The 14,800-nt window shown below is 69.1% G+C and carries 7 protein-coding genes; 6 read left to right on the top strand and 1 reads right to left on the bottom strand.

The window, feature by feature from the left end; all coding sequences use genetic code 11:
* The first annotated feature begins 77 nt into the window (after window positions 1-77).
* From CCK91_RS14210 to CCK91_RS14195, 4 genes are all read left to right on the top strand, one after another.
* The gene (locus tag CCK91_RS14210; RefSeq protein WP_086474542.1) at window positions 78-3,638 is read left to right on the top strand and encodes an SdrD B-like domain-containing protein; all 3,561 of its coding nucleotides are present in this window, start codon (window positions 78-80) and stop codon (window positions 3,636-3,638) included.
* Between the two features lie 161 nt (window positions 3,639-3,799).
* Window positions 3,800-7,300 carry an SdrD B-like domain-containing protein gene (locus CCK91_RS14205; RefSeq protein WP_086474541.1) on the top strand — a complete coding sequence of 1,167 codons (3,501 nt, stop codon included), beginning with the start codon at window positions 3,800-3,802 and terminating at the stop codon, window positions 7,298-7,300.
* Window positions 7,301-7,476: 176 nt separating this feature from the next.
* The gene (locus CCK91_RS14200) at window positions 7,477-8,613 is read left to right on the top strand and encodes a baeRF11 domain-containing protein (protein ID WP_086474540.1); all 1,137 of its coding nucleotides are present in this window, start codon (window positions 7,477-7,479) and stop codon (window positions 8,611-8,613) included.
* A 173-nt stretch (window positions 8,614-8,786) separates the two neighbouring features.
* On the top strand, window positions 8,787-11,315 hold the full coding sequence (locus tag CCK91_RS14195) for an ATP-dependent Clp protease ATP-binding subunit (protein WP_064294324.1): 2,529 nt from the start codon (window positions 8,787-8,789) through the stop codon (window positions 11,313-11,315).
* A gap of 126 nt (window positions 11,316-11,441) precedes the next feature.
* Here the strand turns inward: CCK91_RS14195 and CCK91_RS14190 are convergent, their stop codons facing one another.
* Window positions 11,442-12,368, bottom strand: coding sequence for a Ppx/GppA phosphatase family protein (locus CCK91_RS14190; RefSeq protein ID WP_064294323.1), 927 nt, complete (start codon window positions 12,366-12,368; stop codon window positions 11,442-11,444).
* Window positions 12,369-12,651: 283 nt separating this feature from the next.
* On the opposite strand from CCK91_RS14190, the gene CCK91_RS14185 reads away from it, so the two are divergent.
* Window positions 12,652-14,028 carry a glucose-6-phosphate dehydrogenase gene (locus CCK91_RS14185; protein WP_086474539.1) on the top strand — a complete coding sequence of 459 codons (1,377 nt, stop codon included), beginning with the start codon at window positions 12,652-12,654 and terminating at the stop codon, window positions 14,026-14,028.
* A gap of 243 nt (window positions 14,029-14,271) precedes the next feature.
* Window positions 14,272-14,790, top strand: coding sequence for an amino-acid N-acetyltransferase (locus CCK91_RS14180; protein ID WP_086474538.1), 519 nt, complete (start codon window positions 14,272-14,274; stop codon window positions 14,788-14,790).
* The last annotated feature ends 10 nt before the right edge of the window (window positions 14,791-14,800 follow it).

The raw sequence follows: 14,800 nt of genomic DNA, 5'->3' as shown, positions 1-14,800 counted from the left end.
AACTGATATGTGTTGTTTTCAACAGAAATATTTCTCTGATATTCTCGCAGGGTTGACCCCCTCGAGAAAGCGACTCCATGTCACTTCTGTTGTCCCCGCCGCGCGCAATCGCGGCCTGTACCGCGACTGCGGCAGCGGCTCTGATCGGCTTCGGCGCGATCGTGCCCGCGTCCGCCGCGACCGATCCACCGCCGACCCACGACACGTCGTCCACGTCTCCAGAGGAGCCGGCGGTACCGGACCCTGAGCCCGAGGCTCCGACGGCGATGACGCCTGACGCTGGTCCACTGACCCTGTTGGCCAAGCTGCAGCGAACGGTCACCGGTACTGCTCCGTTCGACGACGATGCAGGGCCCGGTCGCGACATCAGCGGCGAGGATCTCGTCGTCCGCTCACACGACACCGTCTCGTACCGGATCGAGGTGCAGGTCAACGGGTCGCCGCAGGGAGACGCCATCACGATCAGCCAGAGTCTGCCGGACGGCATGACCTGGCCCGCGGTCGGTTCACTGCCCGGTTACTGCGGGGCTGGCTCCGCCGTGAGCGACGACGCCCGGACCGTCGACTGCGTCGTGCACGGCGTCGCCCCGAACTCCGTGTCCACCTACGACCTCGTCGCCTCGGCGAGCACCGCGATGCCCGATGGAACGCTGCTGCCCGCGCCGACCGACGCGGTGCGGGCCACTGCGGTGGACGCCGGCAGTGGCCAGACGGTGTCGTCCTCCCTCACACCGGACGACCTCGTCATGAGCAGTGGACCCCGCCTCAATCTCGGCGTCAAACGGTGGAACACCGACCACGTCGCCGTCAACCCTGAGGGGGTCATGGGGTACCGGGTGTACTTCGACGCCTACCTCGACCTCGCCGGGTACAACTCGGCCGGGGGACTCGGCGCCCGGGGTCAGTCGGCCATCGTCGGCGACGTCTCGTTCGACATCGACCTCTCCGACTTCAGCGAGAACGCCGAGGCCGTCGACTTCGCCGGACAGCGGTGCGCCCTGAACCCTTACGACCGCTCCGCCTTGCCGAACAGCACCGGTGGCGGAGTGGACGGCGTCACCGACTCCGGCACTTGGACGTGCACGCCGGACCCCTCGAACCCGCAGCTGATCCACGTGGTCATCTCGGGTGCCGACCTCAGTGCCGACCACCTCCCGACGAAGTCCTCGGCCGGCGTCGCCATCCCGACCCGTGGGTACGTGGGCATCGGGAAGTTCGCCGTCTTCGTACCGCACGAGGATGTCCCAGCCGACGACAGCATCGACTCGGTCGTCACCCTGCGCGACCTCGTCGCCTTCGGCGAGAACGCCGCGGGGGAGTCCATCGCCAATCCCGCGGAACCGCTGAGCGACAACGCCGTGACCACGCGCCTCACTCGCCGGGCGGGTGCCGGCCACAGCACGCGCTACCTCGACAACCCGTCGAACCTGGTCATGATCCCCGGCCAGAGCTCTGTGGGCGCCGGAGACGGTCCGGTCGCCGCCGGCCAGACCTTCGTCGCCTTCACGAGCATCACCAACACCTCGACCACGGCTCCGATGGAGGGCGCGATCGTCTGTCAGGTGTTCGATCCGAAGACGCAGTTCGTCACGACGACGGCACCGACGGCACCGCCGGTCACCGTGCGCGCCAGCGGCGCGGTGGGGGACTTCAACCCGAGCCAGGTCATCGTCGAGTACGGGACCGGTCCAGTCACGGCCGCGACCGCCGACGATGAGACCCGGTGGGACGACCTCAGTGCCGCGACCTGCGACGACGCTGACGACACGTGGACCGCCAACTGGCAGTCGCTTGATCTCAGCCAGGTCACTCGGGTCCGCTACCGTCCCGTCGGCGGGATGCTCCCGGCCGGCTCGCAGTTCAATGCTGCGCTCTCCCTGCAGCTCCGCGACGCGCTCCCCGTCGGCGAGACCGTGACGCAGACCTACTCGGTCAAGTCGCCGTCGTTCTACGGGACGGACCTCGACACGCCCGCCTACTGGACCGAGGACGACTGGTACCACGGCAAGTACAACCCGGTGCAGTCGACCAACACGGACTTCCCCCGGGGTGACCGGTTGCTCGTCTCAGAGGGCTCCGTCGCGATCGCCAAGCGGGCGATCGCGCCCGCCGTCGACGCCGGATCGCCCGCGCACGTCGCCTCCGGCGAACGCGTGCAGTTCGAACTGACGCCGCAGATCGCGAGCAAGGCCGGCCTGGTCGACTCCGCCCGCGACGTCGTGGTCGTCGACCGGCTCCCGAAGGGCCTCGCTTATGACCCTGCCGACGTCTCCAGCACCCCGGATTCGGTGCAGGTGAACGAGGACGGCAGTACGGAGTTGACCTGGTCGTTCGACCGGATCGACCGCGGCAGTGAGCCGGTCATCTCCTACTGGGCGAAGAGCGATTCCACCATGGTCGGCGACTTCGTCAACCAGGTGATCATCTCGAGCCCCGACGACCCCTCGTCGCTCGACGAGATCCCCACCTCACCGTCGATGTCCGACGCGCACTACTCGCGCCAGACGGTCTCGCTCAGCACCCCCGGTGGATTGCGCATCGAGAAGTCGGTGGCGCAGCAGGCGGTCGAGTCCGGTGACGACATCGACTACACGGTCGCGTTCGCGAACATGAACGCCGACACGCCCCAGCAGGACGCGTCGTCGATCGACGTGCTGCCGTACGCCGGTGACACTCGAGCATCCTCCACCGAGGGGGAGCTGGCCGACGCCGCCGACGCACCGTCGGGTGTCACGGTGCGGTACACGGATGCCGACCCGGAAGCCGTCTCTGCGGCCACCGGGGTGGACGGTAGCGCCGACTACGGTGACCTCCCCGCCGGCTCGGCCTGGTGCACCGCCACCGAGATCGGTACCGACGGGTGCGCGGCGTCGTTCGCTGACGTCACGGCCCTCCGGATGGACGTCGATTCGCTCGACACGCTGGAACGCGTCGAGGTCACGTACACCCTGGTCTCGACCGGGGCACCCAGCGGAGCGACCTTCGTGAACGATGCGACCGTCCGTTCGGCGTCGCAGACGCTCGGCGCGCGTTCGCCGCTCGTGAGCACCCGCGTGGTCTCCTCGTCGATCGGTCAGCGCCTGTGGTGGGACACGAACGAGGACGGTCTCGACAACGATGGCCCGGACGGGGCGCCTGGTGAGGGCGTCGCCGACGTGCCCATGCGCCTGTCCGGCGTCGACAAGTTCGGCGAGGAGATCGAGGCCGAGACGGTGACCGACTCGACCGGCTCCTACCGGTTCTCGGGTCTCGTGTCCGGCGAATACGCGATCGTCGTGGACGTCCCGGCGAACGCGGGTGTGACCACCTTCCGCGTCGGCGACGACGACCTGCTGAACTCCGCCGTGGACACCGCGGCGGGTGTGATGGAGGACATCACGATCGTCGATCCCTCGCCGACGGGCGCGGACGCTGCGGACCTCACGCGGAACGGTGGCCTCGTGGCCGGTGCCGAGCCTCCCGTGCCGCCGACCGACCCGCCGGGGATCCCGGAGGCCGAGAAGCCCGCATCCGGCGACCTCGCCACCACGGGTACCGCATGGGTGTTCGCCGGGACGGTGACCGCGGCGCTCCTCGTCGCGGCCGGCGCCCTGCTCATGCTGGCCCGCCGTCGTCGCGCGGAGGCCGACGCCGAGTGATCCCGGTCGAAGGGGGTCGAGCGGTCGACCCCCTTCGACGCGCCGACGCACGATGTGCACGACAAGCGTCCTATATCGCTCCAATCCCGTCATATTCCACATATCAGTCGACCAATTTGTGTAGCGTGTGACCGTCCCCCTCTCCAGACGGTCGGAGTCACGTGAATCGCATCACCCTTCCCAGGGCGCTCAGCGCCCTCTCGCTCATCGCCTTCGCGGCAGCTCCGCTGCTTCCGGCGTCGGCGTCCGCAGCCACGCCCCAGGCCCTCGGGCTCGCGGTGTCCGTCTCGCACACCGCCAGCGGCAGCGTGCCGTTCGATGCCGTCGCGGGCCCCGGGTTCGACGTCTCGCCGGACGACGAGGTGCTGCGATCCCACGACGCGGTCACCTACACGATCGAGATGCAACTCCGCGGCGCGGCTGCGGATGACCGGGTGGTCGTCCGTCAGCGCCTGTCCGGCGGTCTCATCTGGCCGACCGTCGAGGAGCTGCCCGGCTACTGCGCCGCTGGCTCGACGGTCAGCGAGGACCGCACCGTCATCGAGTGCGTGCGGACCGATGTCAAGCCGAACTCGGTGAGCTCCATCAGCCTCACGGCCGTCCTCGCGACGGCTCCGCCGCACGGCACGGTGTTGACCGCGCCGCAGCACGGTGTCGAGGTCATCGCGAGCGACGCCGAGGACGGCTCTGAGATCCGGGCGACGACGACGACGCCCGATCTCGTGGTGAGTAGCTCGCCTCGGGTGAACGTCGGGGTGAAGCGCGGGCCGATCGTGAACGACGTCGTCGAACAGGACGGGACACCCGGCTGGTACGTCGCCCACGACGCCTACCTGTCGGTGACCGACTTCGCGACCGACGAAGGCCGGGGTGCGCGTGGCTCGGGGAACGTCGCCGACGACGTGACGTTCCGGATCGATCTCTCCGGGTACCCGGCCGGCGCCAGGCTGGCCACGGTCAACCCACAGGGGCAGCCGGTGGCGCAGAGCTGCCTGGTGGGTGCGTTCGACGCCGCCGTGTTCCCGAAGGCGAGCGGTGGCGGCGCCGACGGGGTCTCCGAATCCGGTGCGTGGTCCTGCGTGGCCGCCCCCGACGGTCGCTCGGTGTCGGTCACCATCAGCGGAGCGGATCTGAGCGGCGACCACATCCCTTCGCGTTCGGCGTCCGGCGCGGCCATCACGACGCAGGGGTACCTCGCGGTCGGACGGTTCGGGATCTTCGTCCCGGAGAGCGAGGTGCCTGCGAACGGCGCCCTGCCGGTCCGACTCGACTTCACCGACCTGGACGTGACGGGGATCGCGGCCGACGGGACGCCGTTGCCGAACGCGCCGGAGTCACTCGCCGACAACAGTGCGACTGCGACGATCGCGCAACGGACCGGGGGTGGCGAGCACACCACCCGCTACGCCGACCGCCAATCCGGTAACCGGCTCGTTCCCGGGCAGAGCACGATCGGGTCCGGGGACGGACCGGTCGTCGGCGGCCAGCTGTTCGAGCAGGCCGTGGTCTGGAACAACACGACCTCGAGTGCGCTCACCGATGCGATCCTGTGCGCCGTCTTCGACCCGGCGACGCAACGCGTGGGCGAGCGGCCGGGCGGCGGTGCCCCGGCTGAGGCCGCGACCAACGGCGGGCGGATGATCATCGAGTACGGGACGACGCCGAGCGTGGACGCCTCAGCCGACGCGGAGACCCGACAGGCGCAGATGGACGCGACCACCTGCGACGACGGCGACGACAGCTGGGTCTCCGAACCCGAGGCGGTCGACGCGGAGGACATCACGAAGGTGCGTCTGCGGCCGGCGAGCGGCGGCCTGCCGACGCGGAGCAGCGTCACGCTCTGGGTGCAGCTCCAGGCGCTGGCCGACGTCGAGGTCGGCGAGTTCCTGACCGAGACGTACAGCGTCAAGTCCTCGGGCAACGGGCCCGACCGCGAGTCGTCCACCTCCTGGGTGGAGGACGGCTGGTGGCATGGGCGGTACCGTGCCTCCGAGGGCAACGGTCAGTTCCCCCGTGGCGACCAGCTGATCGCCGCGAACGCCGCTGTCGCGGTCAACAAGCGGGCGACCGCGCCAGAGGTCGCACCAGGAGCTCCCGCTCCGATCGTCGCGGGTGCCTCGGTCACCTTCGCGCTGCGACCACAGATCATCACGCCGGACGGGCTCGCGGACCGGGCCCGCGGGGTGACGGTCACCGACTCCCTCCCGGCGGGGCTGACGTTCGACGAGGCCTCGGCGGCCCCGTCCCCGACCTCGATCGTCCTCCAGGCTGACGGGAGCACCGCCCTCACCTGGGATCTCGGCGACATCCGTCAGGGCTCGGAGCCGGTGATCACGTACACGGCGTCCTCCGACCGGTTCTTCGTCGGACAGGTGCTCAACCGCGTCATCGTCTCGACGCCCGACGACCCGGGTTCGCCCGAGGGGTTCCCGGAGGACCCGGGGACGCTGAACTCGCACTACTCCTGGCAGTCCGTGATCGTCTCCAGTCCATCCGGGATGGCGATCGACAAGCAGGTTGCCCGTCCCGTGGTCGAAGCGGGTGACCCCCTCGACTACGACGTCGTGTTCATGAACATGAGCTCAGGTGCCGTCCAACGGGACATCCGCATGATCGACGTCCTGCCCTACCCGACAGACGAGCGCGGGTCGACCGCACAGGGTGTGTTGGCTGAGCCGGCACGATCGGAAGGGGTGGAACTGCGGTACACCGCGGTACCTGGCGACACGGTCGCCGAACACGTCGACCCGCTCGACGACGAGGACTTCGGCGAGCTGCCGGATGGTTCACGGTGGTGCACGACGACGGAGTTCGGAGGCGAGGGATGCCCAGCGTCGATCGCGGAGGCGACCGCGATCCTGGCGACCGTCGTCGAGCTCGCGCCGTACACCCCTGTCGTCGTGGACTACACCCTCGACACGAGGACTGCCGCACCCGATGCCGTCTTCGTGAACGACGCGGTCGTCCACTCCGCGACGCAGACCCTCGGCGCGCAGTCGGACGAGGTCGCGGCGCGGCTCGTGTCGACCACGATCGGTGAGCGGATCTGGTGGGACGTCGACGGTGACGGCATCGACGACGACGGCCCCGACGGCGAGCGTGGCCCGGGCGTCCAGGACGTCGTGCTCGAACTCCACGGCACGGACAAGCACGGAGCGATCGTGAGTCGGACCGCGACGACGGATGCGGACGGTGCCTACCGCTTCGAGTCCGTGATCTCGGGTGCGTATCGGGTCGACGTCCGGCTCCCCGACGGCTCGACCGCTGCAGCGACCGAGATGCGCGTCGGGGACGACGAACTGCTGAACTCGGCGATCGATCCGGAGCTGTGGACGATGCCAGCCGTCGAGATCCCCGATCCGGCACCGAGCGGTTCGGACGCGCTGGATCTCCGATGGAACGGCGGCATCCTCCCCGTCGAACCCGAGACCGGTCCCGAGCCGGAGCATCCCGGGGTCATCCCGGCCGACGGCACCGGACAGGCGGCCCCTCCTGGTCCGCTGGCCGTCACCGGCGCCGGGCTCACGACCGGAGCGCTCGTCGTCGCCGGCGTGCTCCTGCTCGGCGGTCTGTCCGTCCTGGCCCTCCGCCGGAGACGACGGGTCGGGGACACGGACGGACGACCGAGCGTCTCAGCGGACCCCGGAGTCTCCATCGATTGACCTGAGGGCCGGGCCGCGGGATCGATGTCCCCGCGGCCCGACCCGGCTCCGAATGTCCGCAGAATCGACCCCGGATCGAGGGGTGGGTGCTCCCTATACTGGGGTCAAGTCAGGCCCACGACGGCGTCGCCTGCTCCCGGTCGACCCTTCGCCTGACGCGATCGAAGGAGGCATCAGTGCACCACACCGATATTCCGACCCGCTCCGACATCGTCGAGCTCGCCACCGCTCGCGAGCCCGGCAGCGTGTCGATCATCCTCGCGACGAGCACCAACCCCTCGGATACGAGCCATATCCGCCTGGACCTCAAGAACCAGGTGAAGGTGGCGGTCGAGCAGCTGACGGCCGCGGGAGCAGACCGGGCGGCGATCGCGGCGTTCACGCAGCAGGTCGACGACCTCCAGGAGGATCCGGACTTCCTCCGCTACCTGTCGTCGAGCCTGGCGCTGTACATCAGCCCGAGCCTCACGCGCTACTTCCGCGTCCCGAACATCCTCCAGTCCTGCACGGAGGTCTCGGACCGCTTCTTCATCAAGCCGCTGATGCGTGCGCTCACCTTCCCGCAGTCGGCCTACGTCCTGGCGCTCGCGCAGAGCGGCGTGCGACTCGTCGCCGTCTCGCGTGATCTGCCGGCCACGAGCATCGAACTCGAGGGTGTCCCAGCCGACGTCGCCGCGGCCGCCGGAGTCGACTCGATCCGGGGTCGCGGTTCCGACGGACGCAGCCCCCAGGGACGCATCCAGGGCTCCGAGGGACAGAAGGTCCGGATGCAGGAATACGCGCAGGCGATCAACAAGGCGTTGTCGCCGGTGCTCGCCGGCTCGAAGGAGCCGCTCATCCTCGCGGGTGCCGAACCGATGACGGGGATCTTCCGATCCGTCTCGAGCTACAAGCACCTCGTGAAGCCCGAGATCGAGGGCAACCAGCAGGAGCGCTCGGACGAGCAGCTCGCCGCAGCGGCGCGCCCGATCCTCGACGAGCTGTACGCCGCCGAGCTGCACGCGCTGTGCGAGGAGTTCGGCACCCGCGCGTCGAACGGTCGTGCCGTGACCGACCTCGGCGACGTGGCACGCGCCGCGACGGCGAACGCGGTCGACACCCTGTTCGTCGACATCGACAGCAACCTGCCGGGCACGGTCGACGAGACCACCGGTGTCGTCACGCTCGCCGACGACGCCGACGCGACGAACTACGGCGTGATCGACGAGATCCTCCGCCGGGCGCTGCTCTCCGACGCCCGGATCCTCGCCGTCCGCGCCGACGACGTCCCCGGTGGGGGCGCCCTCGCGGCGACCGTCCGGTTCCCGGTCTGACCGAGCCGCGATCAGCCGACACCCGCAGCGCACGTGCCCGGTGCACGTGCGCTGCGGCGTTCCCGGAGGCCGCGCATCACGCCCACGGCGAACAGGGGCGAAGAGAGCTGCGGCGGTCGTTACGCTCCTACTAACGGCATCACCACCCTGCCCGGTGCCGGAGGAGAGTGATCATGTTCGAGAGATTCACCGACCGTGCGCGTCGTGTCGTCGTCCTGGCCCAGGAAGAGGCCAAGATGCTCAACCACAACTACATCGGGACCGAGCACATCCTGCTCGGCCTCATCCACGAGGGAGAAGGAGTCGCCGCCAAGGCGCTCGAGTCCCTCGGGATCTCCCTCGATGCCGTGCGCGAGCAGGTCACCGACATCATCGGTACCGGCCAGCAGCAGCCGACGGGACACATCCCGTTCACGCCGCGCGCCAAGAAGGTGCTGGAGCTGAGCCTGCGCGAAGCGCTGCAACTCGGCCACAACTACATCGGCACGGAGCACATCCTGCTCGGCCTCATCCGCGAGGGCGAGGGCGTCGCAGCCCAGGTCCTCGTGAAGCTGGGCGCCGACCTCAACCGTGTGCGCCAGCAGGTCATCCAGCTGCTGTCCGGCTACCAGGGCAAGGAAGCAGCCCCGGTCGGCGGCAACCAGAGTGAGCAGCAGGCACAGGGCGGGTCGCAGATCCTCGACCAGTTCGGCCGCAACCTCACGCAGGCCGCGCGCGACAACAAGCTCGACCCGGTCATCGGTCGCGACAAGGAGATGGAGCGGGTCATGCAGATCCTCTCCCGTCGCTCGAAGAACAACCCGGTCCTCATCGGTGAGCCCGGCGTCGGCAAGACCGCCGTCGTCGAGGGTCTCGCCCAGGCGATCGTCAAGGGCGATGTCCCGGAGACGCTGAAGGACAAGCAGCTGTACTCGCTCGACCTCGGCTCGCTCATCGCCGGTAGCCGCTACCGCGGTGACTTCGAGGAGCGCCTGAAGAAGGTCACCAAGGAGATCCGCACCCGCGGCGACATCATCGTCTTCATCGACGAGATCCACACCCTCGTGGGTGCCGGTGCCGCCGAAGGCGCGATCGACGCAGCCTCCATCCTCAAGCCGCTGCTCGCCCGCGGTGAGCTCCAGACCATCGGTGCCACCACGCTCGACGAGTACCGCAAGCACTTCGAGAAGGACGCCGCACTCGAGCGTCGCTTCCAGCCGATCCAGGTCATGGAGCCGTCGCTGCCCCACACGATCAACATCCTCAAGGGGCTGCGCGACCGGTACGAGGCACACCACAAGGTGTCCATCACCGACGGCGCGCTCGTCTCGGCGGCGAACCTCGCCGACCGGTACATCTCCGACCGCTTCCTGCCCGACAAGGCCATCGACCTGATCGACGAGGCCGGTGCACGCCTGCGTCTGTCGATCCTCTCGAGCCCGCCTGAGCTGCGCGAGTTCGACGACAAGATCGCCGGCGTCCGCGAGGCCAAGGAGACGGCTATCGAGGAGCAGGACTTCGAGAAGGCGGCGTCCCTCCGCGACGAGGAGAAGAACCTCCTCGGCGAGCGTCTGCGCCTCGAGAAGCAGTGGCGCTCGGGCGACGTCAAGACGACCGCCGAGGTCGACGAGGGTCTGATCGCCGAGGTGCTCGCCCAGGCGACCGGCATCCCCGTCTTCAAGCTCACCGAAGAGGAGTCCTCGCGACTCGTCTTCATGGAGAAGGCGCTGCACCAGCGGGTCATCGGTCAGGAGGAGGCCATCTCGGCGCTCTCCAAGACCATCCGCCGCACGCGTGCCGGCCTCAAGGACCCGAAGCGTCCCTCGGGCTCGTTCATCTTCGCCGGCCCCACGGGTGTCGGTAAGACCGAGCTCGCGAAGGCGCTCGCCGAGTTCCTGTTCGACGACGAAGGCGCGTTGATCTCCCTCGACATGTCGGAGTATGGCGAGAAGCACACGGTCTCGCGACTGTTCGGTGCTCCTCCCGGGTTCGTCGGCTTCGAAGAGGGCGGCCAGCTCACCGAGAAGGTGCGTCGCAAGCCGTTCAGCGTCGTGCTCTTCGACGAGATCGAGAAGGCCCACCCCGACATCTTCAACTCGCTCCTCCAGATCCTGGAAGAGGGCCGGTTGACGGATGGTCAGGGTCGCGTCGTCGACTTCAAGAACACCGTCATCATCATGACCACCAACCTCGGTGCTCGTGACATCGCCGGTGGTCCGGTCGGCTTCCAGATCGAGGGCAACGCCTCGACCGGGTACGACATCATGCGCGGCAAGGTGAACGAGGAGCTGAAGAAGCACTTCAAGCCCGAGTTCCTGAACCGTGTCGACGACATCATCGTGTTCCCGCAGCTGTCGAAGCCGGAGCTTCTGCAGATCGTGGACCTGTTCACGAAGCGTCTCTCGGAGCGTCTGCTCGACCGCGACATGACGATCGAGCTCACGTTGCCTGCGAAGGAGCGCCTCATCGAGGTCGGCTTCGACCCGACCCTCGGTGCTCGTCCGCTGCGTCGTGCGATGCAGCGCGAGGTCGAAGACCAGCTCAGCGAGCAGATCCTCCACGGTGAGCTCAACGCCGGCGACCACGTGCACGTCGACTTCGTGAACGGTGCATTCGCCTTCACGACCTCGGCTCGTGGTGAGTCGGTCGGTGCCGGCGTCAACGCGCAGGCGTCGCTCGGCACGGGTTCGGCCACGCCGGATCTCGCGATCACGGGCGAGTAGCCCCGAGTCACCGAAGGCCCCCACTCCGCGGAGTGGGGGCCTTCGTCGTGTCGGGGGTGTTCGTTCGCCCATCTTCGGGCGATTCGGCGCTCACTCGCCCAAACCTGGGCGAACGAACAGCGGCGGTCAGCCGAGGCGGTCGAGGTACCGGAGGATGATGCCCTCGCGGAGCGCCCAGGGGGAGACGTCGAGCTCACGGACGCGGAAGGCGGCCATCGCCTCGGACAGGACGATGCCGCCGGCGACGATCTGGAAGGTGCGGTCGGCGGTGATCCCGGGGAGCGCCGGTCGCGCCTCAGCCGGAATGCGGGCGAGGCGCGGGATCCAGTCGTCGAGCTGGCTGCGCCGGAGCAGCGACCGTTCGGTGCCACCGATGCCGTCGGCAACCGAGCCTGCGAGGCGTGCGAGGGAGCGGATGGTCTTGGACGACCCGACGACGTGATGGGCGTCGGGCTCCTCGGCGAACGCGGGGAGTGCTGCGGTCAGCACCTCGCGGGCGTGCAGGCGGAGTGCCTCCTGCTGTGCGGCGGTCGGCGGGTCGTCGTGGAGGAAGCCCACGGTGGAGCGGCCGGCGCCGAGCGGGAGGGAGATCGCGACATCGGGGTACTCGTCGCCGCCGGCTGCGATCTCGAGCGAGCCGCCACCGATGTCGAGGAGGAGCATCTCGCCGGCCGACCAGCCGTACCAGCGGCGGACGGCGAGGAAGGTGAGCTTCGCCTCGTCGTCACCGGACAGGACCTGCAGGGCGATGCCGGTCCGCTCCTCGACGAGGGCGAGGACCTCCGGGCCGTTCGTCGCCTCGCGGATGGCCGAGGTCGCCATCGACAGCAGTTCGTCGAGGCCACTCTCGCGGGCGATCGCTGCCGCTGCACCGATCGACTCGAGGATGACCGCGACGCCCTCGTCGCTGATCGATCCGTCGGGTGTCAGATAGCGCATGAGTCGCAGCACCGACTTGTGCGACGACTGGGGGATCGGCCGCGCTCCCGGGTGGGCATCGACGATGAGCAGGTGGACGGTGTTCGATCCCACGTCGAGGACTCCGAGTCGCATGCGCTCACAGTACTGCCTGCCCGCCCGGGTCTGCTGTGGTGGGTCGCCAGCGCGGTGCGCTGACGTGAGCGCGGGTCCAGCGCGTGAGCGCGGGTCTCCGGAGGGGCGCGCCCACGTCCCTGACCCGCGGTGAGGCCGATACCGCGCCACTCGCGTCAGCGCACCGCGCTGACGCCCACACCCTCGCGCTCGCGTCAGCGCACCGCGCTGGACCGGGGTGAGGTGGACCTCGGGAGGGCGCAAGGCCGCGCGACCTCGTCGGCCCACCGCGTAGGATCGCCGCATGACCGCCGCCACCTCGGAATCCTCCGCCCCTCGAACCCTCGTGATCCTCGGTGCCGGGGGCGATCTCACGGCCCGACTCCTACTGCCCGGACTCGCGTCGCTCCTCGCCTCCCCGCGTGGCGAGGCGGTGCGCCTCATCGGGGTCGACCGCTCCGAGTCGAGCAACGAGGCCTGGCGGAAGCGTGTCGAGACCGCATTCGCCGACGCCCCGTCGAAGCTCGCCGAGACGATCGTCGCCGAGACCACCTACGTGCAGGCCGACGTCTCCGACCCGGCGTCGCTCGAACGCGTCCTTGCGGCCGCCGGAACGAACGTCGCCCTCTACTTCGCCCTGCCGCCCGCCATAACCCTGCTCGCGTGCAAGGCGCTGCGGAAGCTGGAGCTCCCCAAGGGCATCATGCTCGCCCTCGAGAAGCCGTTCGGCACCGACTACGCCTCCGCCCGCTCGCTCAACCGTCTGCTCCAGCACCTGGTGCCGGAGGAGCAGGTGTTCCGCGTCGACCACTTCCTCGGCAAGTCGACGGTCCTCAACCTGCTGGGCCTGCGGTTCGCGAACCGCATCTTCGAACCGCTCCTCTCGGCCGACAACGTCGAACGCGTCGACATCGTCTTCGACGAGCAGCTGGCCCTCGAGGGTCGCGCCGGGTACTACGACCGTGCGGGCGCCCTGATCGACATGATCCAGAGTCACCTGCTCCTCGTCCTCGCGTTCGCGGCCATGGAGCCACCGGCGAGCGTCGACGCCGAGGATCTGCGTGGCGGCATGGCCCAGGTGTTGCGGGCGACCCGAACGTGGAAGGCGAACGGCACGGAGAGTCGGCGTGCACGCTACGGCGCCGGGACGATCGGCGACCGCAAGCTGCCCGCCTACATCGACGAGCAGGGCGTGGACCCGTCGCACCACACCGAGACGCTCGCCGAGATGACCCTCGCGATCGACAACTGGCGTTGGGCCGGTGTCCCGTTCGTGCTGCGGTCCGGGAAGGCGCTGGCGGACACCCGTCAGGAGATCGTCTTCACCTTCAAGCCGGTGCCGCACCTCCCGTCCGGTCTGCACGGCATGAAGACCCCGGCGCGGCTCCGCATCGGCCTGAAGCCGGCGTCGCTCGACCTCGACCTGATGATCAACGGTGAGGACGACCCCTTCGAGTTGGACCCGGTCGCCCTCCACGCCGAACTCCAGGCCGGGCAGCTCAGTGCCTACGGCGAGGTCCTGTCGAGCATCCTCGAGGGGGACCCGACCCTGTCGGTGCGCGGTGACGTCGCCGAGCAGTGCTGGCGGATCGTCGCGCCGGTCCTCAAGGCGTGGCGCAAGGACGAGGTGTCGATCGACACCTACCCGGCCGGTACCGCGGGCCCGAAGTCCTGGCACTGATCCGCCCCTCGTGATCCGGTGCCGCCACTCCGGTATCCGGCGCCAGCGCGGTGCGCTGACGGCGCCCCACCGGACCGAGCGCGCCCCTCTGGAGGGCCGCGCTCACGCGGCTGGGTCGCGCTCACGCCGCTTCGGCAGCGCTCGCGCGAGAGCACCGCGCTGGCGCCCACCAACCCGCGCTCGGTCGGGAGCGCCGCGCTGGCGTCAGTAGACTTCTCGGAGGTTCTGACAGGAGGAGGCGGGATGGTCGAGCAGGCTCAGCAGGGGTATGTGGTCCGTCGCGCCCGCACGAGCGACGTCCGCCGCATCCAGGCGCTCGTCGAACCGCTCGTGCAGCAGCGCATCCTCCTCGGCAAGGATGACGTCGTCTTCTACGAAGCGGTCCAGGAGTTCCGCGTCGCCGAGACACCCGACGGCGAACTCATCGGCTGCGGCGCGCTGCACGTCATCTGGGAGGACCTCGGTGAGGTCCGCACACTCGCCGTCTCCGCCGACCATCTCGGCACTGGGGTCGGCCACGCGCTCGTCGAACGCCTCGAGCACGACGCGATCGAGCTCGGTCTGCGTCGCCTGTTCTGCCTGACCTTCGAAACCGGCTTCTTCACGAAGCACGGCTATCAGGAGATCGGCGAGGAGATCGTCCCACCCGAGGTCTACGCACAGCTCGTGCGCTCGTCCGACGAAGGTGTCGCGGAGTTCCTCGACCTCGCGCGGGTCAAGCCGAATACGCTCGGTAACACGCGGATGCTCAAGCTGCTCTGAACCACAGCTT

This window comes from Plantibacter elymi (nom. nud.), assembly GCF_900177795.1.
Lineage (GTDB): Bacteria > Actinomycetota > Actinomycetes > Actinomycetales > Microbacteriaceae > Plantibacter > Plantibacter elymi.
This window is presented reverse-complemented; position numbering and strand designations above follow the sequence as displayed.

Coding starts and splice junctions, on each gene's coding strand:
- CCK91_RS14210 (WP_086474542.1), top strand. CDS start 78: ATGTCACTTCTGTTGTCCCCGCCGCGCGCAATCGCGGCCTGTACCGCG.
- CCK91_RS14195 (WP_064294324.1), top strand. CDS start 8,787: ATGTTCGAGAGATTCACCGACCGTGCGCGTCGTGTCGTCGTCCTGGCC.
- CCK91_RS14190 (WP_064294323.1), bottom strand. CDS start 12,368: ATGCGACTCGGAGTCCTCGACGTGGGATCGAACACCGTCCACCTGCTC.
- CCK91_RS14185 (WP_086474539.1), top strand. CDS start 12,652: ATGACCGCCGCCACCTCGGAATCCTCCGCCCCTCGAACCCTCGTGATC.
- CCK91_RS14180 (WP_086474538.1), top strand. CDS start 14,272: ATGGTCGAGCAGGCTCAGCAGGGGTATGTGGTCCGTCGCGCCCGCACG.